General features: G+C 36.6%; 27 protein-coding genes. 19 read left to right on the top strand and 8 right to left on the bottom strand.

All coding sequences use genetic code 11. The features are described 5' to 3' along the window. Positions 1–3: 3 nt before the first annotated feature. The 4 genes from FVA69_RS12320 to FVA69_RS12305 all read left to right on the top strand — a co-directional run bounded on the left by FVA69_RS12320 (position 4) and on the right by FVA69_RS12305 (position 4,949). Entirely contained in the window at positions 4–1,401 is a 1,398-nt protein-coding gene (locus FVA69_RS12320) for a YcjX family protein (RefSeq protein ID WP_004910478.1), read from the top strand. After that, positions 1,398–2,453, top strand: coding sequence for a YcjF family protein (locus FVA69_RS12315; RefSeq protein ID WP_109911277.1), 1,056 nt, complete (start codon positions 1,398–1,400; stop codon positions 2,451–2,453). The genes FVA69_RS12320 and FVA69_RS12315 overlap by 4 nt, the downstream gene beginning before the upstream one ends. Positions 2,454–2,692: 239 nt before the next feature. Further along, entirely contained in the window at positions 2,693–4,252 is a 1,560-nt protein-coding gene (tyrR, locus tag FVA69_RS12310) for a transcriptional regulator TyrR (RefSeq protein WP_004910482.1), read from the top strand. Positions 4,253–4,574: 322 nt separating this feature from the next. Beyond that, the gene (locus FVA69_RS12305) at positions 4,575–4,949 is read left to right on the top strand and encodes a hypothetical protein (protein WP_042851578.1); all 375 of its coding nucleotides are present in this window, start codon (positions 4,575–4,577) and stop codon (positions 4,947–4,949) included. A 78-nt stretch (positions 4,950–5,027) separates the two neighbouring features. Here the strand turns inward: FVA69_RS12305 and tpx are convergent, their stop codons facing one another. Beyond that, positions 5,028–5,531 carry a thiol peroxidase gene (gene tpx / locus FVA69_RS12300; RefSeq protein WP_004910486.1) on the bottom strand — a complete coding sequence of 168 codons (504 nt, stop codon included), beginning with the start codon at positions 5,529–5,531 and terminating at the stop codon, positions 5,028–5,030. 703 nt (positions 5,532–6,234) lie between these two features. Between tpx and FVA69_RS12295 the strand changes: the two genes are divergently transcribed. Both FVA69_RS12295 and zntB read left to right on the top strand, forming a co-directional pair. Next, complete coding sequence (locus FVA69_RS12295; RefSeq protein WP_164528909.1) at positions 6,235–7,857, top strand: peptide ABC transporter substrate-binding protein; 1,623 nt, start codon at positions 6,235–6,237, stop codon at positions 7,855–7,857. A gap of 351 nt (positions 7,858–8,208) precedes the next feature. Next, positions 8,209–9,192, top strand: a complete 984-nt coding sequence (gene zntB, locus FVA69_RS12290) for a zinc transporter ZntB (protein WP_004910490.1) — start codon at positions 8,209–8,211, stop codon at positions 9,190–9,192. Positions 9,193–9,451: 259 nt separating this feature from the next. On the opposite strand, the gene ttcA is transcribed toward zntB, so the two are convergent. Then, the gene (ttcA, locus tag FVA69_RS12285; protein ID WP_004910491.1) at positions 9,452–10,366 is read right to left on the bottom strand and encodes a tRNA 2-thiocytidine(32) synthetase TtcA; all 915 of its coding nucleotides are present in this window, start codon (positions 10,364–10,366) and stop codon (positions 9,452–9,454) included. Between the two features lie 261 nt (positions 10,367–10,627). Here ttcA and FVA69_RS12280 point away from each other — a divergent pair, with 261 nt between their 5' ends. Then, complete coding sequence (locus FVA69_RS12280; protein WP_162598825.1) at positions 10,628–10,768, top strand: hypothetical protein; 141 nt, start codon at positions 10,628–10,630, stop codon at positions 10,766–10,768. 135 nt (positions 10,769–10,903) lie between these two features. On the opposite strand, the gene FVA69_RS21825 is transcribed toward FVA69_RS12280, so the two are convergent. The 3 genes from FVA69_RS21825 to FVA69_RS12265 all read right to left on the bottom strand — a co-directional run bounded on the left by FVA69_RS21825 (position 10,904) and on the right by FVA69_RS12265 (position 12,508). Further along, positions 10,904–11,119, bottom strand: a complete 216-nt coding sequence (locus FVA69_RS21825) for a CatA-like O-acetyltransferase (protein ID WP_410479548.1) — start codon at positions 11,117–11,119, stop codon at positions 10,904–10,906. A gap of 113 nt (positions 11,120–11,232) precedes the next feature. Then, entirely contained in the window at positions 11,233–11,478 is a 246-nt protein-coding gene (locus FVA69_RS12270) for a helix-turn-helix domain-containing protein (RefSeq protein ID WP_109911280.1), read from the bottom strand. A gap of 334 nt (positions 11,479–11,812) precedes the next feature. Beyond that, positions 11,813–12,508, bottom strand: a complete 696-nt coding sequence (locus FVA69_RS12265) for an aspartate/glutamate racemase family protein (protein WP_164528908.1) — start codon at positions 12,506–12,508, stop codon at positions 11,813–11,815. Between the two features lie 363 nt (positions 12,509–12,871). Between FVA69_RS12265 and FVA69_RS12260 the strand changes: the two genes are divergently transcribed. Then, a complete protein-coding gene (locus FVA69_RS12260) occupies positions 12,872–13,213 on the top strand; it encodes a hypothetical protein (protein WP_181937006.1) in 342 nt (113 codons plus the stop codon). Positions 13,214–13,261: 48 nt separating this feature from the next. On the opposite strand, the gene FVA69_RS12255 is transcribed toward FVA69_RS12260, so the two are convergent. Beyond that, positions 13,262–13,906, bottom strand: a complete 645-nt coding sequence (locus FVA69_RS12255) for a glutathione S-transferase family protein (protein ID WP_004910501.1) — start codon at positions 13,904–13,906, stop codon at positions 13,262–13,264. Between the two features lie 284 nt (positions 13,907–14,190). Here FVA69_RS12255 and sra point away from each other — a divergent pair, with 284 nt between their 5' ends. The 7 genes from sra to FVA69_RS12220 all read left to right on the top strand — a co-directional run bounded on the left by sra (position 14,191) and on the right by FVA69_RS12220 (position 18,775). Then, positions 14,191–14,379 carry a stationary-phase-induced ribosome-associated protein gene (sra, locus tag FVA69_RS12250; RefSeq protein ID WP_004910503.1) on the top strand — a complete coding sequence of 63 codons (189 nt, stop codon included), beginning with the start codon at positions 14,191–14,193 and terminating at the stop codon, positions 14,377–14,379. Positions 14,380–14,605: 226 nt separating this feature from the next. Next, positions 14,606–15,385, top strand: coding sequence for a YaeF family permuted papain-like enzyme (locus FVA69_RS12245; RefSeq protein WP_109911282.1), 780 nt, complete (start codon positions 14,606–14,608; stop codon positions 15,383–15,385). A gap of 330 nt (positions 15,386–15,715) precedes the next feature. After that, a complete protein-coding gene (locus FVA69_RS12240) occupies positions 15,716–16,645 on the top strand; it encodes a Gfo/Idh/MocA family protein (protein ID WP_109911283.1) in 930 nt (309 codons plus the stop codon). A gap of 80 nt (positions 16,646–16,725) precedes the next feature. Next, positions 16,726–17,163: a hypothetical protein gene (locus FVA69_RS12235; protein WP_004910509.1), complete on the top strand. Its 438-nt coding sequence runs from the start codon at positions 16,726–16,728 to the stop codon at positions 17,161–17,163. Positions 17,164–17,277: 114 nt separating this feature from the next. Beyond that, entirely contained in the window at positions 17,278–17,706 is a 429-nt protein-coding gene (locus tag FVA69_RS12230; protein ID WP_004910510.1) for a universal stress protein, read from the top strand. A 125-nt stretch (positions 17,707–17,831) separates the two neighbouring features. Continuing rightward, entirely contained in the window at positions 17,832–18,167 is a 336-nt protein-coding gene (locus tag FVA69_RS12225) for a hypothetical protein (RefSeq protein ID WP_004910512.1), read from the top strand. 170 nt (positions 18,168–18,337) lie between these two features. Beyond that, a complete protein-coding gene (locus tag FVA69_RS12220) occupies positions 18,338–18,775 on the top strand; it encodes a universal stress protein (protein WP_004910514.1) in 438 nt (145 codons plus the stop codon). 53 nt (positions 18,776–18,828) lie between these two features. Here the strand turns inward: FVA69_RS12220 and FVA69_RS12215 are convergent, their stop codons facing one another. Further along, positions 18,829–19,122 carry a DUF5339 family protein gene (locus FVA69_RS12215; protein ID WP_036958707.1) on the bottom strand — a complete coding sequence of 98 codons (294 nt, stop codon included), beginning with the start codon at positions 19,120–19,122 and terminating at the stop codon, positions 18,829–18,831. Between the two features lie 258 nt (positions 19,123–19,380). Here FVA69_RS12215 and FVA69_RS12210 point away from each other — a divergent pair, with 258 nt between their 5' ends. Next, entirely contained in the window at positions 19,381–19,767 is a 387-nt protein-coding gene (locus FVA69_RS12210; RefSeq protein ID WP_239498425.1) for a hypothetical protein, read from the top strand. Here FVA69_RS12210 and FVA69_RS12205 read toward each other — a convergent pair. Next, positions 19,764–20,405 carry a TetR/AcrR family transcriptional regulator gene (locus FVA69_RS12205; RefSeq protein ID WP_004910519.1) on the bottom strand — a complete coding sequence of 214 codons (642 nt, stop codon included), beginning with the start codon at positions 20,403–20,405 and terminating at the stop codon, positions 19,764–19,766. The two genes, FVA69_RS12210 and FVA69_RS12205, sit on opposite strands and share 4 nt — an antisense overlap. Before the next feature lie 199 nt (positions 20,406–20,604). Between FVA69_RS12205 and FVA69_RS12200 the strand changes: the two genes are divergently transcribed. From FVA69_RS12200 to FVA69_RS12190, 3 genes are all read left to right on the top strand, one after another. Next, entirely contained in the window at positions 20,605–21,417 is an 813-nt protein-coding gene (locus FVA69_RS12200) for a threonine/serine ThrE exporter family protein (protein WP_004910522.1), read from the top strand. Next, positions 21,408–21,878 carry a threonine/serine exporter gene (locus tag FVA69_RS12195; protein ID WP_004910523.1) on the top strand — a complete coding sequence of 157 codons (471 nt, stop codon included), beginning with the start codon at positions 21,408–21,410 and terminating at the stop codon, positions 21,876–21,878. Before FVA69_RS12200 ends, FVA69_RS12195 begins: the two co-directional genes overlap by 10 nt. Positions 21,879–22,154: 276 nt before the next feature. Next, positions 22,155–23,129, top strand: coding sequence for an endonuclease (locus FVA69_RS12190; RefSeq protein WP_434738210.1), 975 nt, complete (start codon positions 22,155–22,157; stop codon positions 23,127–23,129). The last annotated feature ends 278 nt before the right edge of the window (positions 23,130–23,407 follow it).

Raw genomic sequence — 23,407 nt, 5'->3', positions numbered from 1 at the left:
AGCATGAAACGACTGCACAGTGAATTAACGGATTTGATGAATAGAAGTGTTGATCGTCATGTTAGGCTCGCAGTAACAGGGCTTAGCCGTAGTGGAAAAACCGCATTTATTACTTCACTGGTGAATCAACTATTGAATGTGAATGCCGGGGCACGGCTGCCTTTATTTTCTGCTGCGCGAGATAAGCGGTTACTAGGTGTTAAACGGATACCTCACCGTGATTTGTCAGTACCACGTTTTGCGTATGATGAAGGTATTGCTTCTCTTTATGGGGAGCCCCCGCAATGGCCAACACCAACAAGGGGAGTCAGTGAAATACGCCTTAAATTACATTACCGCTCAGAAGACTCTTTTTTGCGTCATTTTGTTGATAACTCATCATTATATTTAGAGATTGTCGATTACCCCGGTGAATGGTTGTTGGATTTACCCATGCTAGATTTAAATTATTTAGCGTGGTCTGAACAAATGAATACCTTAATCAAGGGGGAACGCGCACATTTAGCCCAACCTTGGCTGGCATTGTGTGAAAAATGTGACCCTTTAGCGCCAGTTGATGAAAATTTGCTTGCTGAAATTGCCGCTGCCTACACTCAGTATTTAGTGGAATGCAAGGCCCAAGGGCAGCACTTTATTCAACCGGGACGTTTCGTTTTACCCGCTGAATTAGCAGGAGCGCCGGCTCTGCAATTTTTCCCATGGCCGAATGTGGCCAAATATGGCGACAAAAAGCTCGCACAGGCAGGTAAAAACACCAATATTGGCGCACTACAGCAACGTTATCAATATTATTGTGAGCATGTTGTAAAGGGCTTTTATCGTGATTATTTCCAACGTTTTGACCGACAAATTGTGTTAGTTGATTGCTTACAACCGCTAAATAGTGGTGTTGATGCTTTTAATGATATGAGAATGGCATTAACGCAATTAATGCGTAGTTTTCATTATGGAAAGCGCACACTACTGAGGCGTTTATTTTCACCTTGTATTGATAAATTACTCTTTGCCGCAAGTAAGTCAGATCACGTAACACCAGACCAACATGCAAATTTAGTGGCTTTGTTGCAACAGCTAGTGCAAGAGGCATGGCAGCATGCTGCGTTTGAGGGGATCAGCATGGATTGTGTGGGTCTAGCATCAATACAAGCTACCGAAAGTGGTCTGGTAGACTATAAAGGTGAAAAATTACCTGCGTTAAAAGGGAATCGGCTAAGTGATGGTCAACCGTTAATGTTTTACCCAGGGGAAGTGCCAAAACGCTTGCCGAATGAACAATTCTGGCAAACTCAAGGTTTTCAATTTGAAGATTTCAGACCAAGGCCAACGCCAATGGATCAACCATTGCCACACATTCGTATGGACAGTGCGCTTGAATTTTTGTTGGGAGATAAACTGAAATGAATGAACCCTTAAAACAGCGTTTAGATTTTGCTGAACATAGTGAAAATAAGACGAAAGAATCGCTAAAAAAAGCCCAAGTTTTTGATGAACGTGAACTTGAAAAATTTACACCAGTGTCTTTGGAAACAGAGCAGGACAACCAAGAAGGTGAGGTTGAAAGCCTGATTAACGAAGCGTTAAAACCAAAACGGAGTTTTTGGCGTAAATTAGTTGGCGCGGCTGCGGGAATTTTTGGGGTCAGTGTCGTTGCTCAGCTCGGCGTTTGGATCCACCAATCATGGGTAACACAAGATTGGACTGCGTTAGGTGTCGCTGCCGCGGGCGGTTTAATCGTTGTGGCGGGTGTTGGGTCTGTTGTTGGCGAATGGCGGCGGTTGTATCGCCTGAGAGAACGTGCGGAGGAACGGGACTTTGCTCGCGAATTATTGCACAGTCATGGTATGGGGCAAGGAAAGGCTTTTTGTGAAAAACTGGCTAAACAATCTGCGTTATCGATGCAACATCCTGCAATTGCTAATTGGCAAGCCACTCTTCATGACTCTCATAATGATAGGGAAGTTGTTGAATTGTATAGTCGAATGGTTCAGCCTATCCTTGATGAACAAGCTCGTAAAGAAATTAGTCGTTGTTCCGCAGAATCGGCCATCATGATTGCGGTGAGCCCGCTAGCACTGGTGGATATGGCATTTATTGCTTGGCGAAATATTCGTCTAATTAATCGGATCGCGGCAATCTATGGTATTGAACTCGGTTACTATAGCCGAATTCGGCTATTTCGCATGGTGCTCATTAATATTGCCTTTGCGGGAGCGTCTGAATTAATTCGTGAAGTGGGGATGGATTGGCTATCTCAAGACATTACCGCACGGTTATCAACACGAGCAGCACAAGGTATTGGAGCAGGCTTGTTAACTGCGCGTTTAGGTATTAAGGCGATGGAATTATGTCGACCACTACCTTGGATAGAAAACAAGCCACGTTTAGCCGATTTTCGCCATCAGTTAATTGGCCAGTTAAAAAATGTCATTCCCAGCAAAAAAGAAAAAGCGTAAAACAATCGCATTGGCAGGGTGAGTTGACAGTTTTTGCTCACTCTGCAGCATCATTTATTGATTAATGTGTTTATTCTTATTTCAAGCCTTAAAAAATAAAGGAAAACCGTGATTTTATTTGTTGATGATTATAAAGCTTACAAGCTGTCAACAATTTGTGACACAAACACTGTATTCCCTTAATGTTTAAGGCTAAAATACCTTTATTCTCTCGGCTTTTTTGATGAAGGTTCTTACCTATGCGCCTCGAAGTGACCTGCCAAGACCGTATCGGTTTAACGCGTGAATTACTTGACCTTTTAGTTCTACAAAATATTGATTTAAAAGGTATTGAAATCTCTCCTCAACGTAGGATTTACCTCAACTTTACACCTGTAGATTTTCAGGTATTCAGCACATTGATGGCAGAAATACGCCGTATTAATGGTGTTATTGATGTTCGCCGAATTTATTTTATGCCTTCAGAAAGAGAACATAAAGCCGTTTGGGCGCTCTTAAACTCATTTCCAGAACCTGTTTTATCCATAGACAACAAGCTAAATATTGAGTTGATTAACCCAATGACATTGCAGTTATTTGGTTATGATGAGGCTAAAATTCGAGAAAAAACCTTTTCACAGCTAGTTGGTAGTCAAGGGCTAGTACGTTGGTTTGAACGGGAGTCTCCAGAGGCGTACACCGAGAAAGTTGTCATTAAAGGCCAAGACTATTTGATGCAAGTAACACCTATTATTTTGGCTGATGAAAATGGTAAATCCCATTGTACTGGTGCGGTATTACTGTTGAAATCAGCTGCAATTTTAGATAAGCAACGCCAACAAGTTATTGAGGTGGATGGCAGCGGTTTTGAACAAATTATTGCTGTTAGCCCTGTCATGGCAAATGTGGTTGAACGAGCCAAACGTATTGCTATGCTGGATGAGCCATTATTACTTGTCGGTGAAACGGGGACTGGGAAAGATATCTTAGCGAAAGCTTGTCATTTGCATAGTGCGAGAGGAAAAGAACCGTTTTTAGGCTTAAATTGTGCTTCGATGCCGGATGATGTCGTAGAAAGTGAATTATTTGGTTATGCAGCGGGAGCTTATCCAAATGCAGTTGAAGGCAAAAAGGGTTTTTTTGAACAAGCCAATGGCGGAACGGTGTTGCTTGATGAAATTGCTGAAATGTCGCCACAAATGCAAATTAAGTTATTACGTTTTTTAAATGATGGAACATTTAGGCGTGTTGGGGAAGAAAAAGAAGTTAAGGTGAACGTTCGTGTGATTTGTGCAACACAGAAAAATTTACCTGAATTGGTTGCCGAAAAAAAATTCAGAGAGGATCTTTACTATCGTTTGAATGTACTGACATTAACTATTCCTCCATTGCGTGAACGTAAAGAAGATATTCAACCGCTGACCAAAACATTTGTCGCCAGCTTTTCCAAAGAGCTTCATATTGCTGAACCTAAATTGGCACCTTCGTTGATAGAATATTTAAGTAGTTATTATTGGCCGGGTAATGTAAGGCAACTGAGAAATGCTCTTTATCAAGGGTTAACGCAACTTAATGGCAATATATTAGATGCAGATAATATCCAATTACCTGATGTAGTTAATACCCCCGCACTCGCTTTAGATTCACTCAATGGCTCGCTAGATGAAATCACTAAACGTTATGAAGCATCGGTATTAGCACGTTTGTATCGCGATTATCCGAGTACCCGTAAATTAGCTAAACGTTTGGATATTTCTCATACGGCAATTGCCAATAAATTGAGAGAATATGGCCTTAATACGAAAAAAGAGCAAAATTAAATTAAATGTATAAAAGAATAACTTACGTATTAGCAATAATAGGGCTGGTTTTAAGTGGCTCTGGCAAAGCAACAACAATACCGGAAGACGGTTTGAATAAGTATTGCCAATATGTAGTGCGAACAATGGATGAAGTCTATGAAAATGGGGCATTGACTCAATCTTATTTTAAAGACGTATCTTTTTTATCTTGTGTTTGATATGGCAAAACCCTGCTAATACTATTGCTAATTGGTGAATTTTCCTGCTATATAACAAAGACAGCTGCTGTTTTAGGGTATCGTAATCTCATCTGATGGGTTTCAGCCTACAAGGAGTTGCCATGGATCAATTCACTATTAATTTCGTTGTAAATCGTAAGCTACGCGAATACATGAGCCAGAGTCATTATAAAAATGATATGTTTGAGTCTGCCGCCTCAGCCGCCGAACTTTATCTGATGAATAAAGCTGCAGTAAAATATTTAGCGAAGAAAAATCGTTTTACGTGGGAGGCGCTGGTAAAAAATGGCCATAAGCCTCGAGACCTCATTATTGATATTTTGACATCTTGCTGCCCTGTTACCCAGGACCAAGCCTTAAAAGTATTGAGTACGCTCTCTCATACTTTGATTTCTATAATGAGTGACAACAAGTTATTTGCGAATGTTGTTAATGCAAAGAACCACCAACCATTGTATTGGGCTCACGTAGATTAGAGTGGTGTTTATATTATTCAATAAAGCGGGAAATTCCCGCTTTATTGTTAACTACAGTGAACTAAATATGACAAAAGCTTATTTCAAACTATTTAATGCGCTGTCGTAATCAGGTTCTTCAGTTATTTCAGGAACTAATTGGCTATAAATAACGTTATTGTTTTCATCTAAGACAACAACGGAACGAGCGTTCAGGCCTTTTAATGGGCCACTAGCAATATCAACACCATAGTCATTCGCAAACGAGCCGCTACGGAAAGAAGATAGCGTAACAACATTATCTAAACCTTCTGCACCACAAAAACGCGCTTGTGCGAAAGGTAGATCAGCAGAAATGCATAATACAACAGTGTTATCCAAATCGTTTGCGAGCTTATTAAACTTGCGAACTGACGCTGCACATACGCCAGTGTCGACACTTGGGAAGATATTTAAAACTTTTCGTTTACCTTCATAGGTTTCCAGCGTTGCTTCGCTGAGATCTTTGGTGACAAGGGTAAAAGGTTTAGCTTTTGAGCCCGCTTGTAAAAAGACACCGTTAACTGTGATGTCATTACCTTTTAACTTAACTGTCTGCGACATGAATTTTTCTCCCATTCATAAAGTGAGTCACTGATAACTTAATCTATCTTCTAATAAAAAATCTTTGCGATTAAAGGTTTTTTAATGGGCAGTTACGCAGTGCTGAGTTTTACATTGTACTAATGACCAAATTTTATACGGAAACTTTATCTCTTACCTTGAGTCCTATATGGGGCAAAACAAGATAATTTTACCTACTTTTTATTACAGTATGGTGCATCATCATTATATAACTACTAAGCTTTATCAATGCTTGCGTTTTTTGTTATGCACTTTTTAAACTGACCTATGAAGTGTAACAAAAGGAAATCGGTCTGTATTGGTTTCTTGAGTCATTATTTAATTACCTGAAAAATGATAGAGATAGGGTTATGGTTCTATAATATGAGTATTAATTTATGTATATTTGAGTTAGGAAATCAATTAATTACACGAGAAATGTGGATATTTAAATATGAAAGCATATGATAAATTAAGATAAACTACAGAGTAATTATGACTTGATATTACCCATGTTAGATATAGTTTTTTACATCATAAGTTTATGTTTTTATTGGCATAGTAGGTTTTTCCAACATTCAAATTACCGAAATGAAACTTAATCAGTAAATGCAGTAACGTTGTTAATAATAGCATCTTCATTTGAAATCATTTAACTAGGCTTTTAGTTACCTTTATTTATATTAACAAGATAGAAAATATAATGCATAAACATTCATTTACATCTTTAGCGATTTTGATTTCTTCAGTTTTTGTTACTACACCAGCTATTAGTGCCGTGATACCTACAGGTACAGTTTTAGCTGAAAACCAAGAAGTTACACGGCATTTAAAAGACGAACCCGCATCTTTGGATCCAGTAAAATCAGTGGGGTTAACAGAAGCACAAGTCATGCGTGACTTATTTGAAGGGCTGGTTAACCAAGATGATCATGGAAAGCCGATCCCTGGAGTAGCTCAACGCTGGGATACGGCTGATAATCGTATTTGGACATTTACACTGAGATCTGACGCACATTGGTCAAACGGTGACCCTGTCACGGCTCAAGATTTTGTTTATAGCTGGCAGCGACTTGTTTCACCTGGAACAACATCACCATTTGCTTGGTTTGCAGCACTAGCAGGCATTAACAATGCGCAAGATATTATTGATGGTAAATTGCCAGTTGAGCAACTAGGTGTTGAAGCGGTTGATACGCACACACTAAAGATTACTCTAAATAAGCCGGTACCTTATTTTCCTTCGTTAACGGCTAACTTTAGTTTATTTCCTGTTCACCAAAAAACCGTTGAAAAGTTTGGTAATGACTGGATAAAAGCCGGAAATTTAGTTGGAAATGGCGCTTTTGTTTTATCAGACAGAGTGGTTAATGAAAAAATTGTTTTGGTACCAAATAAAAAATATTGGGATCATCAAAATACAGTCATCACTAAAGTCACTTTTGTCCCGATTAACCAAGAGTCTCATGCAACTAATCGTTATTTAGCGGGTGACCTAGATATTACCGAATCATTTCCAAAACAACGCTATCAAAAATTGTTAAAAGATATTCCTAATGAAGTCTTTACACCAGACCAATTAGGGACATATTACTATGCTTTTAATACTCAACGTGCACCAACGGATGACGTTCGTGTTAGAAAAGCATTATCCATGGCGATTGACCGCCAATTAATTGCGAATAAGGTATTAGGTACAGGGGAGAAGCCCGCAAATTATTTTACTCCTGATGTCACTGATGGCTTTAAGCCTGAAAAAGGGCTTTATAATAGCTATTCACAAAAAGAGTTAGACCAGCAAGCAAAAGTGTTATTACAACAAGCTGGTTTTGGTCCAAATTACCCATTAGAATTAACGTTATTATACAATAGTTCAGAAAACCATCAAAAAATTGCTATAGCAATTGCTTCTATGTGGAAGAAAAAGCTAGGTGCTGAGGTCAAACTAGTTAATCAAGAATGGAAAACCTATATAGATAGCCGTAATACAGGAAATTTTGATGTTATACGCGCATCATGGATAGGGGATTTTAATGAGCCTTCAACCTTCTTGTCTCTGCTCACTTCTCAGCATAGTGGTAATATACCAAAATTCAACAACCCTATATATGATGAGGTTATCGCATCGGCGAGTATTGAAACAAATGCGCAATTACGCAACCGTTATTATAATAATGCAGAAGCTATCATTGCAAAAGAAGCGCCAATCGCACCTATTTATCAATATACCAATGCACGCCTAATTAAGCCTTGGCTAAAAGGTTACCCGATTAACAACCCTGAAGATGTCGCATATAGCCATAGCTTTTATATTATTAAACATTAAAAAAGATCTCAGCCTGCACATGTTGTGGACTGTTTTTCTGACAAAAAGAAAAAAGCTCCTTCCTCTGGAGAATGGGAAGGAGGACCAAAAAAAGGAATAAACACTACCTTTTTATAATAAAAAACTCATCGTAAATTTTATTGCTCATTTGTGTCAATTATGTGGTTTTATTTAGCAAAAATGGCGATATTTTGTGATTTATGAGGAATTGTCTGTTTTTATAAGATGTTAATCTCATTCTTTTTTCTTTGTTGTTTTATTCATGTATTGTGGAAGTGATTCTTGAAATAATTGCAAAGAATTATTTATTCGACTACAAATACCGTATTGATTATAAAAGGGAGATATTGCATGGGGCTGATTTATGGTTCTTTATTCCAAAATTCAAATCCTGTACATGCATTTCAGTTAAATGGAGACGGTGGATTACTTCCCATTGATGTGAATGCGAGTGCGAGCCAGCAGTCTCCGTTCTGGCTTCATTATGATTATAAAGATCCTCAAAGTTTTAATTGGATTCAGCAATCAGACCTCTTTAATGACCAAGTTAAGTCTGCGCTATCAGGGCATTCAGGGCGTTGGCGTTTGATACGTGTTGGTGATGGCATTTTATTAACATTGCAAACTTTAAATACCAATACTGGCCAGCGTCCTGAGCAATTAGTTGCATTTCGAGTATTTATTAATAACCGGGTAATTATTTCTAGCCGTCACCGAAAAGTAAACTCTTTAGACTCTGTTATTGATGACTTAAAACAGGGAGTAGGTGCGCAAAGCACAGGTGATTGGCTAGTAGAGGTTGCTGATTCTATTACAGATGAAATAAGTGATTTTACAGATTCTTTGCATGAGCGTTTAATTGATATGGAAGACTCCATATTAAATGGCCAAATTCCTGATAGAGGAGAATTTGCATTACTCCGTAAGCAAATTATTGTAATCCGCCGTTATATGGCTCCACAACGAGATATGTTTTCTCGCTTAACAACGGAAAAATTACTTTGGTTAGATGAAACTAATCGTCGTCGAATTCAAGAGATTTCTGACCGGTTAGGGCGTTGCATTGAAGATCTCGATGGATTTATAGCACGTACAGCGATTATTTCTGATGAGATAACGAATATGATGACTGAAATGATGAACCGGCGTATTTATACGATGTCATTAATGGCCATGATATTCTTACCAACAACGTTTTTAACGGGTTTGTTTGGTGTGAATTTAGGAGGGATCCCCGGTAATGAATTCCGCTTTGCCTTTAGTGTCTTTTGCGTTTTATTAGCCGTTTTAATCGCAACCGTCTTATGGTGGCTAAGAAAAAGCCGATGGCTCTAATATTGATGACTTATTTCCTATAACCGGACCTAGTTTGAGATAAATCAATAAAACTACTGAGGTTTTAGTGCAGTATTAGTCCTGCAGGTGAATGCAACGTTGAGCGATGAACGTTGTGCTCCATAATTGTAGTTTTTCTCATATTGAGTTCTTATACAGAATAATTGACCACTGTAATGCCGATGTAATTTACATCGGCTTTTTTTTGCATTAAATCCGAGCAAAAAATAACCTCCAAACAAGGAGGTTATAATAAATATTATTTAACTTCAATAATATCAAGGCGTTCAGCTGCAAAGTCGGGCTTATCATCTTCCTCTATAAAAGGTTGGAGAGGCAGCTCTTCTTTGTCAAACGCAAGGTCACCGCCATTGATAACTTCATCTCCATGAGAAATATTCTTGAAATCAAATAATTCGGTATCACATAAATGAGACGGCACAATGTTTTGAGTGGCGCGGAACATTGTTTCGATACGGCCAGGATAACGCTTATCCCAATCACGTAGCATCTCTTTAATAACTTGACGTTGCAGGTTTGGTTGAGAGCCACATAGATTACAAGGGATAATTGGAAATTCTTTAGCCTGTGCAAAGCGCTCAATATCTTTTTCTCGGCAGTAAGCGAGTGGTCGGATAACAATGTGTTTTCCGTCATCGCTCATTAATTTAGGAGGCATGCCTTTTAACTTACCGCCATAAAACATATTTAGGAACATGGTCTGTAAAATATCATCACGGTGGTGACCAAGTGCAATTTTAGTTGCACCTAATTCAGTTGCTGTACGATACAGAATTCCACGTCGTAAACGAGAGCACAATGAGCAAGTTGTTTTCCCTTCAGGAATTTTTTCCTTTACGATCCCATAGGTATTTTCTTCAACAATTTTGTACTCCACACCAAGGTTATCAAGGTATGCAGGTAAAATATGCTCAGGGAAGCCAGGTTGTTTTTGGTCCAAATTAACCGCAACTAATGAAAATTGGATAGGGGCACTTTTTTGCAAACTTTGCAGGATGGAAAGTAGTGTGTAACTATCTTTACCTCCAGACAAGCAAACCATTATCCGGTCACCGTCTTCTATCATGTTAAAGTCAGCGATTGCTTGGCCAACATCACGGCGAATTCTTTTTTGCAACTTATTTAAGTTGTACTGTTCTTTATTGGTTGTCATTCTATATTGTTCTGCTACTGGGGTTTATGTTGCTGATGGTTAATTGTACTTTCAGCTGTTAAATTATTATTGTTCTGTGCTTAAAGCCTAATCAGCGAGATCTATAAAAAGAGGCTCATAATAGCAGAAGCTGGGGGGGGAGTGATACCAGTTCGTTAAAAGAGGTGAAAATCTGTTGGGGTATGGCGTCTTCTTTATAGCCTTTATCTCATTGTATAAGCACTACTTAGAACGTAGTGTATGACAAAATATGGAGGAACTATGCCTGCAACTGACCCTATTGAATTGGTTTCGTCTTTACTCACCAGCACTATTAAAATGGTAATTACGCCAACGGAATATTTTTTTCAAAGTGGTACTATTGGGGATGCCATTTATATGAGCTTATTATTTTTGAATTAAAAATACTGAGAGTGCCATTATAACGAGATTAACCCACGACAAATGAAGGAAGGGCTAGCTTCCTTCATAACGGTGAGTAATTTATGGTACTAATGAGCTAGCTTATCACATAATTTTTGTAATTCAGTTAAAAATTTACCAACATGGAAGCCATCGCAAACAAGCATGATGTACCTGTACTGCTAGAGGCAGCCATGTTTTATTGTTGTCATTATAGTATTTTCCCATAGTAAATATAGGGGTAAAGACATTAGTAATATCTGCAATATTTAGATTAAAACTGTCAAATGAAACCCAAGGTAAAGATGACACATACAATACATTCTCAATTTGCTGTGATTGAGGATGCAAACTGAGATTATCTTTATACAACGTTAATTGCTGGTGATAACTCTTGTCTAAGTACTATATTTAACCCTTTCAATATAAAGCAAAATTTTTGTGATAGTACAATATATTCAGGCTCATGGTTGTGCGTTGACGTAGATATCAAATAATGTTTTGACATCTATATTGAGTATTTTAGATAGCATTACAAGGTGGTCAATAAATATTGAAAGAGTTCCATCTTCATATTTTATGTATGATTTTTCAGAAATAGATATTAGTTCAGCCATTTTTCTTGTCGTAATTTGACGTTCTATACGTTTTTGTTTAATAAATCCGCCTAATACAACATTACCAACATTACCAACATTATTTTTATACATAATAACCTGTCAAAAATTTAATCTTAATTTTTTATTATCTTAGATGAGAATTAATATTCAATGGGTAATAATCTGTAAATTTAATAAAAAAACAAATCTAAGGTGGTTAAGTTAAACTAACTCTTATAAGAATAGAGTTAGTGCAATAAACGATAAAAAATAGCATTATTGTATTTTATAATCAAAAGGTGAGAATTGGCTAATATTAAATTCTATTTAATAGTGCAAAATGTGATTTTTAACTAGATGATATGTCAATTTTGCTACCATTATTTAACAGAAACTATCTTAACAATAATTATTGAAGACAGCGTCTGTTATTAGATAATAATGATTAAGCAGATAGCGCAACTTCAATTGTTTTTTGTGCATGAATGGCGGTGGTATCAAATATGTTTACTGTAGTATCATGTTGATTAACAAGTAATGTTATTTCAGTGCATCCTAAAATGATACCTTCAGCACCTTTTTCTACCAGAGATGTCATTATACGTTGATATTCCTTTTTAGATTCTTTGTTTATTTTTCCTAAGCATAGTTCATTATAAATAATATCATGAATTATTTTTCTATCTTGGGCGCTAGGTACTAGAACATCCAAATTAAACTTATCAATCAACCTTTGTTTATAGAAGGGCTGCTCCATCGTAAACGCAGTTCCTAAGAGTCCAATTGTTTTTATACCTGACTGTGTTATCCGTTCACCTGTTGCATCAGCTATATGTAATAATGGAAGACCGGTTTGAGATTCAATTTGTGGTGCTACTTTATGCATAGTATTGGTGCAAAGAACCAGAAAATCAGCGCCTGCAAGCTTTAAACGCTCTCCTGCATCTGCTAAACATTGTGCTGCCAAATCCCATTGCCCATTGGACTGATACTGTTCTATCTCAGCGAAATCGACGCTATATAAAACAATTTTAGCAGAATGTAGGCCACCTAACTGCTGTTTCACTCCTTCATTAAGTTGTTGGTAGTATAGTAATGTAGATTCCCAGCTCATACCGCCAATGAGGCCTATTGTTTTCATTTTTCAACTTCCTATTATCATGCAGTGTTATTATTTTTCTTACTATACTGATTGTTTACAGAGGATCACAATAGAAACGAGAAATTTTCTAGGGGATTAAGAGTAAAAAACAGTTGTAATATTAAACTCAACTTAACATTACACACAATAAGGTTTTAATGTTGAACTTATTTAAATAACAAAATGATAAATATAAGAATATTTACGTTTTAAAGATGGATTTTAATTGATATCTGGTTATCATCATAATGAACATTATTTCAATAAATTTGGTCATATATGGCGAGAATAAAAATGAATTTTTTTAAAGTAATCATTGCGATACTTATTTTTGGTGCTGCATTTCTGTTAGGGGCACTATATATGAAACCAACTCAATTGAGTTTAGTTGAGCAAGTAAAAAAGAATGTTTATGATGTTTTAGCGTACCCACAAGCAGCAAAATTTAGAAATATTGAATATCATTTTTCTCGCTACACTGCGGATAATGGTAAGGTTGGTTATGTTTGTGGGGAGGTGTATCGATATAAAAATGATAAGCCTGACGGATTTAAGCGTTTTATTGTTAAATCTTATACCAATGATGAAGGCCGCATGGATATTTCTATTCCGTTTATTGACGGAGGACATGAAATATTATTGCCTGAACAGGTTAACCAAATTTGGAAAGATAAGTGCTCAAGTCCTGCTTCACCGCTCGAATAAGGAACTACGTGTGCTAAAATTTTGTAGCACACGCTTTTAGGTTATTTGTTATGCGGTCTGTTGGTTTATACATTTTAATGCTGCAGGGCGATTTATCATTTTTTTATAATAGTCAAGTAAAAATGGTGTGTTAGGGCGTTTTATCGGGGTTAATAGCCAACGTTGGATTGATAATGTGATAACGATATCCGCTAGAGAAAAATGGTTTCCATAGAGATAGTTCTGATGATTTTTTTGGGGCTGATTTTTTGATAACACAGATTCAATTATTTGCATTTTTTCATTCCATAAATGGATGCTTTTTTCCACGATTTCAGGTTGTTGTAGAAAAAAAGAATCCTGTCTTACTAGTGCCATAAATGCAGCTCGCCATGCTGGGTTGAGCTCTGAGATTTGCCAATCCATCCATTTTTCTATTTCAGCCCTAGCAAGTGGCTCTTCGGGTAATAAATCCGTCCGTTGGGATTTTGCCACTAGATACCGACAAATTGTGTTGCTCTCCCATAATGAGCCTTGTTCATGAACAAGGACTGGAATAAGCGCATTGGGGTTTAATTTTAAAAAATCGACTTGAATTAAATTCTCATGATTTCCCCAGTGATCTTCATGAATAAATTTAAGATCAAGCTCATGTGCAGTCCATAATACTTTTCGGACATTAATTGACGAAGTGCGGCCTAATATTTTTAACATTTACACCTCTGCTTAGTCGTATGAAATAACCCAATAACATGTTTTTTATTAAAATAGCCTTTCAAGCAAACCGAATATAATTTTAACGTAAAATATATAGTAACCATTGGGAACTAATAAATAAAACTGGATTATATATTACTAGTTTAGTGTTATACTGATTAAGTTACACTTTGTTTTGTTATTATTATGAAACAAAAAAGCCTTTGTGGTCAACGATGACTATGTTTTTTGATGTTCATTTTTTTAATGAATTTTTAATTTAGTAGTTTAAGGAGTCGATAATGGTTAGTAATAATAATGCACGTCGTTTGTTAGGTATGCCTTATAAATTAAGTCGTTCTAAGAAAAACATACGTGTTTCGCTAAGTTCTAAAGATAATGCCGCAGTTGCAGTACAAAAGAATAAAGCGACAGAAAAGAAAACATATCATTCAGTAACTGTTTTTTACCCAGAATATGTTATTAGTTAATTGAATGAATGTAACCCTCTAGTATTCACTAGGGGGTTGATGCTATTTAATTAAAATTGGATTTTTCTTATTAACTTACATTAACTCACTTCAATATACACCATTCCTACGCGTAACATTCAGAGCCTCTTATTATAAAAATAAACGGTAGTCATAAAATAGATTAAAGGATATTATCTGCATTAATTAAAAACTAAAAAGAAAGATCACTATTGGGTGTTGTAGAATGAAATTTTATTGTTGCCTACTATTTTTATTTTGTTTTTCTCTTTCAGGGTGTTCTACTCAATTTAAATCAGATGAAGAAACTAATCGCTTAAAATTTAATATTCAACACGCAAATACGGTTCCTATTGAGGATTCCGTTGAACCGTTGGCAGTTTCTGATATGTTGCCCGGAGATATTCTTTTATCGTCTGCTACAGGGTTAAATTCATGGGGAATTCGGTTATTTAGTATTAGCGGAGTAAGCCATGCATCTATTTATCTAGGCTTGGGCGAAGTTGCTGAATCTGTGGGAAGTGGCGTTAGGATCATTACCTTAGACCAAGCAGTGAAAGATTCTAATAACATGGTGGTATTGAGACAAGCAGGCTTAACATCATTACATGCAGAAAAATTACGCGAATTTTCAGTTCAAAATAATGGAAACAAGTATAACTATAAAGGCATTGTGATGATTGCTCCTTGGATGATCACTAAAAGAGTATGTGAACTTCCGTTAATTGGTGAAACGATACGTAATTTTTGCTTAAAAACCTTAGCTAAAGTTCAGTTAGGCGATGATGTGGACCAAGCTAATGGTTTCTTTTGTTCGCAGTTTGTCCTAGATGCTTATAAGTATGCGGGTATTCCCTTATTTGAAGGTAATTCATCGTGGATAACACCTGCGGATATATTGCATATGCGAACCGGTGATGTGCCGACTTTCATGCCCACTCAACGCCTAGCATATGTTGGGCATTTGAAATCATGGAGTTTTAGTAGTGCAATACGCAGAAAATAATAGATTATTTTAAATAAAAAAAAGGCCAACATATGAAGTTGGCCTGCTAAACTGGAAGCAATGTGAGCAATGTCGTTTGTGATAAACTTGAGTGATTTACTCAAGTATTCACGAGGTAAAAGATAACCATTCTCATTTAAGAAATCAACCCTTTTTTTTATGCAGTTACTTATTCACTCTCCCTGTTTATTTTCATTTTTTGTTTATATAAAACAATCTATTGTGTATTTATTTCTCATCAAAATTGTTTTTTTAACAAAAAAAAATTTTTTTAATTGATATTAATGAGATTATTCTTGCAGAGATTAACCATTAACAGGCGTGTTTACGATGCGAAAATTAAAGGTGGGTGTAGTTGGTTTAGGTTCTATTGCACAAAAAGCGTATTTACCAATTTTAACTAAAGAGGAAAACTGGGAGTTGGTTGGTGCTTTTTCTCCAAATCAATCAAAGGCAAAATTGGTGTGTGATAGTTATCGAATGCCCCTGTTTAGCAGTATTAACGCACTAGCACAGCAATGTGATGCTATTTTTGTTCACAGTGCGACCAAAAGCCATTTTGAGGTAATCAAGCTGCTATTAGAGGCTGACGTTCATGTCTATGTTGATAAGCCATTGACTGAGTTAATTGAACAATCGGAGCAATTAATTCAGTTAGCAGCGCGACGTCAAAAAATGTTAATGGTTGGATTTAACCGCCGTTTCTCGCCGTTTTATTTGGCAATTAAACAAGATATTAAAAATATAGCGTCTATTCGTATGGATAAACACCGTATGGATAGCGTAGGGCCGAATGACTTCAGGTTTACGTTATTAGATGATTATTTGCATGTCATTGATACTATAATGTGGATTGCACAAAGTAATGCAAAACTGATCAGTGGTAGCATTCACAAAACAAATACTGATGAATTGTTTTATGCCGAGCACCATATGCAAGCTGGCCAATGTTGGCTAACAACATCGATGCATCGCAAAGCCGGAAGCCAACAAGAGCAACTTGTTGTCATTGCTGAGGACAGTATTCATCAAATAACCAATATGAACCATTGGTGGAGTGAAAATGCCGTTGGGATCAGCGAGAAAAAACCGGCTAATTGGGACTCCATTTTGGTTCAACGCGGTTTTGATGGTGCAATTCGGCATTTTATTGATTCTGTTTCAAACCAAACTCAACCTTTGATCAGTGGAGAAGAGGGCTTGAAGGCTCAAAGAATGGTTGAAAAAATGATCTCTACAATGAATAAAGTCAGTGGTTAATTATCTTATTTTGTAAAAGTAATTATCGATTTTATTAAACGGTAAAATTTTAGTAGCTCATCACTTTATAGGAACACAGGATGATACCTTTCCAAGATAGCTCTGATGTATTATTTGTTGCAGGGTTTGGGCCGATAGTGACAGATTACAAAAAAAGTCATTCTTTTTATCTTGAGTTGTTAAAGTTACCTTTGAAGCCAATAGAAGAAGGAAGCCAATATTTAACTTGTGAGCAAGATGGGCTAGAAGGTGTTAAACATTTTGCACTTTGGCCTATAGAGCAAGCTGCCCAATCGTGTTTTAGTCAAAATGAGTGGCCTGAAAATATACTCACTCCGCAAAGTTGGATGGAGTTTGAGGTTTCAGACATCGAGAAGATCACGGATATTTGTCTGAAAGAAGGCTATGTCTTATTAGTTAATAATCGCATGGAGCCTTGGGGGCAAACCGTAACAAGGTTATTAAGCCCTGAAGGCATGTTAATTGGTTTAACTGTGACGCCATGGCTAAGAGAATAGCCTGCCTTTATTTGTAGTTAGAGATCTCATTTATCTTTGTGGATAAGAGACATTTATTAGTAATTGTTTATAATTTTGTTGTAGAACTTCATTTTAACTATTTTAGGAGGGGTTATGTATAAAACGATTCTGGTCCCTATCGATTTAACAGAAGATGAATTAACCAGCAAAGCCGTTCGTCATGCTGTTAATCTTGCAAAGCAATCTAGTGCTAAAATTCATCTTATTCATGTTTTGCCAATTTCTTCAGCAATTATTAATGCGTATGCTTTAGGTTACATGGAAATAAAAGACCGTGCGACGGTGAAAGCGGAAGAAGACATGAAAATGTTAATGGATTCAATTGATTTACCTCATGATGACGTTAGTTATACTATAACGTTTGGTTCTCCACGAGATGAAGTGATTAATACAGCAAAAGACATTAATGCCGATATTATTGTCATTGGCTCTCGTCGCCCAAATATTACAACTCATCTTTTAGGGTCAACAGCGGCGGGTATAGTACGTTACGCTGAAACATCAGTGCTGGTTGTACGTTAATAATTAGAGAAGAGCCTGCTCAATGGGTAGGTTCTTTTTTATTTCATTATTTGTATTGCCAATTCAATCAGTTTTAGCACTCAAGTTAATTGATCTTACTTATAACAAGGTGAATTTGAGTCAGTATGGAAAAGTTTTCACAAGAATTACTGCGTGTTGAACACTTTGTTCTGAGAGTTTTACGTTTTTATTTACTCGGGCTTTTGATTTTTTTTCTTGGGTTATTACCCGGTATAATCGGTTTTTATTTTATTGAAGGCCATTCAGCTGTTGAGTCAATGCTTAATGCGTTGTCTATGTTGAGTGGGCAAGCTATTGAGCCGGCTCCAATTACACGGGGAGGCCGTTTCTTTATCGCTATTTATGGTTTATTTTTACAAAGTGTTTTTATTATCAGTATTGGATTAATTGTAACTCCTTTTATTCATCGTATTTTGCATAAATGGCATTTAGAAGAATAATTTTTTGTTGTAATAGTAAGGGGCTTCACAGCTTTTTTAGTGCAGTAAGGCTATACTTCTAAAGACTAAAAAGGAAAATATTCACCCGCTACGCCTAATAACCAAGTTGTAAAAATACGCAACAATATAACTTGAATAAAAACGTCAACATAATTAATAAGGGGCATCATATGTATCAAACAATTTTGGTTCCCGTGGATATATCTGAAGATGTACTAACAGATAACGCATTAAAACATGCTATTTATTTAGCAAAAATTTCAGATGCGAAAATTCACTTATTTCACTCAGTTCCAGATGTTTCAAGATTTTCAATGAGTTATAGTTATCATTATGATTTACTGTCTTCATTTGCTAAAAAAGCACTTGAGCGCTCTGAAGAGCAGCTAAAAGAAATTATTGAAAAGATTGATTATCCGTCAGATAAAATCTCTTATAAGGTGGAGTTTGGTTCACCAAGAGATAAAGTTTTATCAGAAGCTGAGGCTATTGATGCTGACCTTATTGTTATCGGCTCACGCAATCCAAGTATTTCAACCCATTTATTAGGTTCAAATGCTTCTGGGATTGTTTCCTATGCGAAGATCTCGGTTCTCGTGGTTCGGTAAATAAAATAGCCTGCTGAGCAGGCTATTTTTTTGTCTATTAAAAGCGAACAATTCTAGGGTGTTTTTACCGCTTCTTTGGCTTGCTCAATTGCTTTAAGTGCTTGGCTGCAAGCTTGCTCTTGTGCATCATCTGGGTAGCTAGCAAGGGCTTTTTTCGCTTCCTCTAATTGTGACTTCATTAATGCAATTTGTTCACCTGCATTGGCTTCATCTTTATATTGTTCTTCAGCTTGCTTAACAAGGTCATTCATTTCTTTGAAATAAGTATCACAGGTTGCACCTGCATTTGCATTAAATGCAGTGAAAGCCATTAAAAGGCTAAACGCAATTGGAAGAGTTTTTTTCATCGTATTTTCGCTTTTAAAATTCATAATATCGTCAGAATAACATTCCATATTCAAAAACGCACCACTCGAACACGTGAATGTTTTTAACTAATAAACTTTTTCTGCATATTGAGAATATTCCTGTTAGTCACTGTCAGAAATAGCATAATTTGCAAAATACAAATGATAATCATTCTTGACTATGGATGATACAAAAGTGTACATTCAAGTACACTTTAATTAATGATGACAACAGAGATGATTGTGATGAGTAAAAATATGATAAAAACAGAAAATTGGCCAATCTGCGAGATGAATATATTTCCATCAACTATGGATGAAACACGTTTATGGTTAGAGGAAATGGATATGTTATTGGCGAGAAGAAATGAATTTGTATTGATATATCCTCCAGTGGTTAAAAAAGAAAAACCATCATCAGAAGATATGCAAAGTATGAAATATGTGCGTCGTTGGTTGAAAGATGCAAAAGAAGCAATGGAACAGCATTGTCGCGCTCTAGTTGTTACGCTACAACCTGATGGCCGAGATAAAGAGGAGATGGAACGCATGGCTCCCATGTTGTCTGCGTTGTATGGTCCTCAAGTTTTAATCGCAACGGATGCAATAGCTGCAAAAGAGCAAGCCCAATCAGTTTTAGCTTAGTCGATTGTGGTTTTACTGATTTTACGGATATAACTGGCGATGATATCGACGGACATAGCAATTTGCTGTTGAATAAATTCATCGCTGGGCTTGAAATCGGCAACACAAAAAGTGGTGATAAACACATCCGCTTTTAGCATTTCTAGGTAGCGTGAAGAAATACTTAATAATGTTGTTTCATTTACTTTAACATCAGGAAGTAAAGCCAATTTCTGTGTTAACAAGCGATAGCTTTTTACAGGGCCTTGCTCAAAAAATGCATGGGTTATTTCAGGGAAACGGTTGTATTCACCTAAAATTAACCGATATAACCCGATGGATTCAGGTTTAAGAACATTCAATAAAAATCGAGAACCATAAAAAGAAAGTATGGACTCAATCGTATTTAGTGAGGGTGTTTTTTCGTTAGGTTCTTGAAAAATATCATCAATCATAGATGCAATAACAGCGGCAAATAACCCTTCTTTATCACCAAAATTTTTATATAAAGTCGTTCGAGAGCCTCCAGCACGTTCAATAATCATATCCAGAGTTGCACCTTCAAACCCATATTGCAGAAAAATTTCAGTTGCGGCAGTGATCAAAGCCTGATGACGACGTCGGCCTTTTGGGGTTTTAGCTGTAAGCGTGCTACTCATGAATGGCTAATCCTACTCTTTGTCTTCAAATAAGAAAATAACATAACAAATTTTACCAAATAGTTTAAATCACGTTACCTCAATCACAGATTTACCTGAAAGAGATCATCATTTAAGCTGATATTTGTCTTTATGATATTTATAAAGATTAACATGTTTAGGATGATATCTGAATGGTTGTCACAATATTGGGGGCAAGATGGCAGAGCATGCATTGAATGAACAAAAAATAGACCAAAATGATCCTGTTGATCAGCAACGTGAGGTAACTCGGCTATGTATTGAGTGTGGCTTATTGTTATTGCAACATGGCGCTGAAAGTATGCTCGTTGAACAATTGACAACCCGTTTGGGCATTGCACTTGGAGCAAATCAAGTTGATAGTGCAATCTCATCTAACTCATTAGTTTTAACCACCATAATTGATGGCCGCTGCCTAACGTCAACACGGCGTATTATTGACCGTGGTATTAATATGCATGTTGTCACCGAAGTCCAGCATGCGGTCATTCTCGTCGAACATCATTTACTAGACCGAAAACAATTACACAAGAAATTATCATCGATTAAACCGTTGCGATATCCTCGATGGTTAATGGTTTTGATGGTGGCTTTATCTTGTGCTTGTTTCAGCAAGTTGAATGGAGGGGGATGGGAAAGTGCATTAATTACATTTTTAGCCAGTGGCTGTGCAATGTATGTGCGACAAGTGTTAACTTCTCATCAAATGAACCCATTGATTAATTTTTGTATCACTGCGTTTGTTGCGACAACGGTCTCTGGATTATTACTGAAAATACCGTATTTAGCAGTCACTGAAACGATTTCTATGGCTGCCAGCGTATTGCTTTTAGTTCCGGGCTTCCCATTAATTAATGCAGTCGCTGATATGTTTAAAGGGCATGTTAATACAGGTTTAGCGCGTTGGACAATGGCGAGTCTCCTTACTTTGGCTACCTGTATTGGGGTTGTATTAGCAATGACAATCTGGGGTTTAAAAGAATGGGCATAGAATTTCTGTTCTCCTTATGTGAGAAAATGCTACTAGCGGCTATACCAGCAGTTGGGTTTGCTATGGTATTTAATGTGCCTGTTAGAGCATTGAAATATTGCGCTTTATTAGGTGCTATTGGCTATGGCTTTAGAATGATATTGATGACATTAGGGCTACAAATTGAGTGGGCAAGTTTTCTCGCAGCAATTTTAATCGGTATTATCGGTATTCAGTGGTCGCGCTGGTGGTTAGCTCATCCAAAAGTGTTTACTGTTGCTGCCGTGATCCCAATGTTTCCAGGTATTAGTGCCTATATTGCAATGATTTCAGTCGTTAAAATATCGCAATTTGGCTATGATCCTGAATTAGTTGAGGTTCTAGTGACTAATTTCTTAAAAGCGTCTTTCATTGTTGGAGCCTTGTCTATTGGTATTTCTTTACCTGGTTTATGGCTATATCGCAAAAGACCAAGCGTGTAATTTTTAAGGGATGGCTTGCTGGTATTCTTGCTATATCCGTAAGCCATACTTTTTTCTTTTACTAATAAGAGTTAGATATTCTATTAAAGCTGCATAAATTCTGATGTGGGTGTTAACCATAAAATTGAGTCATCGCTGATATCATTAATGCTACTATTTGATTAGAATATGTGATATTTCTTCTTATGCATTAATGTGTTAGAGGAAAAACTAACGCATTCATTTCAATTCTTCGAATATATTCTTATTAGTGGTGTTATTTTGAAACAATTTAGCTTGTCCAAATATTATCAATTTGTTTCTTCGATTCTATTATTTATTTTTTCTGCTTTTTCATTTTCTGCACCAAGTTCATTTACTGAAGCCAAAGCACTGAGTAAAACTCAGGTTTATGCAGATCAAAATCACCAAGGTGAGGGAACAATATACTGTGGGTGCCAGTGGGAATGGGTAGGAAAAAGCGGAGGAAAAGTCGATTTAGCCTCTTGTGGTTATCAAGTGCGTAAACAACAGAACCGAGCCGAACGCATTGAATGGGAACATATTGTTCCTGCATGGGTGTTTGGTCATCAAAGACAATGTTGGCAGCAAGGTGGGCGAAAAAACTGTGTGTCTAGTGACCCTATTTTTGGTCAAATGGAAGCCGATCTGCATAATTTAGCGCCTTCTATTGGTGAGGTGAATGGTGATAGAAGCAATTTTAGTTTTGGGCAATTACCCGCTAATACGCCATATCCATACGGAATGTGCCGCAGTCGAGTTGATTTTAAACAAAAAGTCTTTGAACCAAGAGATGAGGCCAAAGGGCAAGTAGCCCGAGTATATTTCTATATGCATGACCGCTATAACTTATCTATGTCACGTCAACAACAACAGTTACTGATGGCTTGGGATAATAAATATCCTCCAACCCCTTGGGAAATCCAGCGTGATAATCGAGTCGCTAAGGTGATGGGCCATCATAACCCATTTGTGACAGGGGAGAAAAAATGGAGTTTAAATCATAAAAATAGCGCAGAGGGTGTTAATATTTCACCAGTCTCACCTTTAAATCAGCATCAAGTAATAGAAAATAAATCTATTGTACCAAATACGGTTGAAATTAAAGGTAATCGCAATTCTAAAAAATATCATTTTTCACATTGTGCTAGCTTCAATACCATCGCTGATAAAAATGCCGTCATCTTCACTGACGAACAATCGGCTAAAGCCGCAGGTTTTGAGTTAGCGGGAAATTGTAAAATACGCTAATTATCCTTTAAAACCGCAATAGTTAACTAACTGATTATTGCGGTTTTATTTTTTTATATTTATGTGTGATAACGAAAAATTTTAATAAACGCCCAAAATTTTGTTAGAAAAATGTTGCTTTATCAAAAAAAATGACGCTATATTTAAAGCAGATGAAAACTGCAATAAAAACATGGACTCATTGAGGCACTAAAAATATTGCTGCTTGTCATATTACTGTCATATAGATTCATTAGTTTAAAAGTATCGCTGTTACAGGAGAAACTAATGGGAAATAA

The sequence above is a fragment of the Providencia sp. PROV004 genome (assembly GCF_011045615.1).
Taxonomy (GTDB): domain Bacteria; phylum Pseudomonadota; class Gammaproteobacteria; order Enterobacterales; family Enterobacteriaceae; genus Providencia; species Providencia rettgeri.
The sequence above is the reverse complement of the archived record's forward strand: the minus strand, read 5'-3'. Positions and strand labels throughout refer to the sequence as shown.

Bases quoted from the DNA above. Each gene is read 5' to 3' on its own strand.
- tpx (WP_004910486.1), bottom strand. From the start codon at position 5,531: ATGTCGCAGACAGTTAAGTTAAAAGGTAATGACATCACAGTTAACGGT.
- FVA69_RS12215 (WP_036958707.1), bottom strand. From the start codon at position 19,122: ATGAAAAAAACTCTTCCAATTGCGTTTAGCCTTTTAATGGCTTTCACT.
- FVA69_RS12245 (WP_109911282.1), top strand. From the start codon at position 14,606: ATGAAATTTTATTGTTGCCTACTATTTTTATTTTGTTTTTCTCTTTCA.
- FVA69_RS12315 (WP_109911277.1), top strand. From the start codon at position 1,398: ATGAATGAACCCTTAAAACAGCGTTTAGATTTTGCTGAACATAGTGAA.
- ttcA (WP_004910491.1), bottom strand. From the start codon at position 10,366: ATGACAACCAATAAAGAACAGTACAACTTAAATAAGTTGCAAAAAAGA.
- FVA69_RS12205 (WP_004910519.1), bottom strand. From the start codon at position 20,405: ATGAGTAGCACGCTTACAGCTAAAACCCCAAAAGGCCGACGTCGTCAT.
- FVA69_RS12320 (WP_004910478.1), top strand. From the start codon at position 4: ATGAAACGACTGCACAGTGAATTAACGGATTTGATGAATAGAAGTGTT.
- FVA69_RS12255 (WP_004910501.1), bottom strand. From the start codon at position 13,906: ATGTTAAAAATATTAGGCCGCACTTCGTCAATTAATGTCCGAAAAGTA.
- FVA69_RS12265 (WP_164528908.1), bottom strand. From the start codon at position 12,508: ATGAAAACAATAGGCCTCATTGGCGGTATGAGCTGGGAATCTACATTA.
- sra (WP_004910503.1), top strand. From the start codon at position 14,191: ATGGTTAGTAATAATAATGCACGTCGTTTGTTAGGTATGCCTTATAAA.
- FVA69_RS12235 (WP_004910509.1), top strand. From the start codon at position 16,726: ATGATACCTTTCCAAGATAGCTCTGATGTATTATTTGTTGCAGGGTTT.
- FVA69_RS12220 (WP_004910514.1), top strand. From the start codon at position 18,338: ATGTATCAAACAATTTTGGTTCCCGTGGATATATCTGAAGATGTACTA.
- tyrR (WP_004910482.1), top strand. From the start codon at position 2,693: ATGCGCCTCGAAGTGACCTGCCAAGACCGTATCGGTTTAACGCGTGAA.
- FVA69_RS12295 (WP_164528909.1), top strand. From the start codon at position 6,235: ATGCATAAACATTCATTTACATCTTTAGCGATTTTGATTTCTTCAGTT.
- FVA69_RS12200 (WP_004910522.1), top strand. From the start codon at position 20,605: ATGGCAGAGCATGCATTGAATGAACAAAAAATAGACCAAAATGATCCT.
- FVA69_RS12270 (WP_109911280.1), bottom strand. From the start codon at position 11,478: ATGTATAAAAATAATGTTGGTAATGTTGGTAATGTTGTATTAGGCGGA.
- FVA69_RS12210 (WP_239498425.1), top strand. From the start codon at position 19,381: ATGATAAAAACAGAAAATTGGCCAATCTGCGAGATGAATATATTTCCA.
- FVA69_RS12195 (WP_004910523.1), top strand. From the start codon at position 21,408: ATGGGCATAGAATTTCTGTTCTCCTTATGTGAGAAAATGCTACTAGCG.
- FVA69_RS12260 (WP_181937006.1), top strand. From the start codon at position 12,872: ATGAAACCAACTCAATTGAGTTTAGTTGAGCAAGTAAAAAAGAATGTT.
- FVA69_RS12305 (WP_042851578.1), top strand. From the start codon at position 4,575: ATGGATCAATTCACTATTAATTTCGTTGTAAATCGTAAGCTACGCGAA.
- FVA69_RS12280 (WP_162598825.1), top strand. From the start codon at position 10,628: ATGCCTGCAACTGACCCTATTGAATTGGTTTCGTCTTTACTCACCAGC.
- FVA69_RS12230 (WP_004910510.1), top strand. From the start codon at position 17,278: ATGTATAAAACGATTCTGGTCCCTATCGATTTAACAGAAGATGAATTA.
- zntB (WP_004910490.1), top strand. From the start codon at position 8,209: ATGGGGCTGATTTATGGTTCTTTATTCCAAAATTCAAATCCTGTACAT.
- FVA69_RS12240 (WP_109911283.1), top strand. From the start codon at position 15,716: ATGCGAAAATTAAAGGTGGGTGTAGTTGGTTTAGGTTCTATTGCACAA.
- FVA69_RS12225 (WP_004910512.1), top strand. From the start codon at position 17,832: ATGGAAAAGTTTTCACAAGAATTACTGCGTGTTGAACACTTTGTTCTG.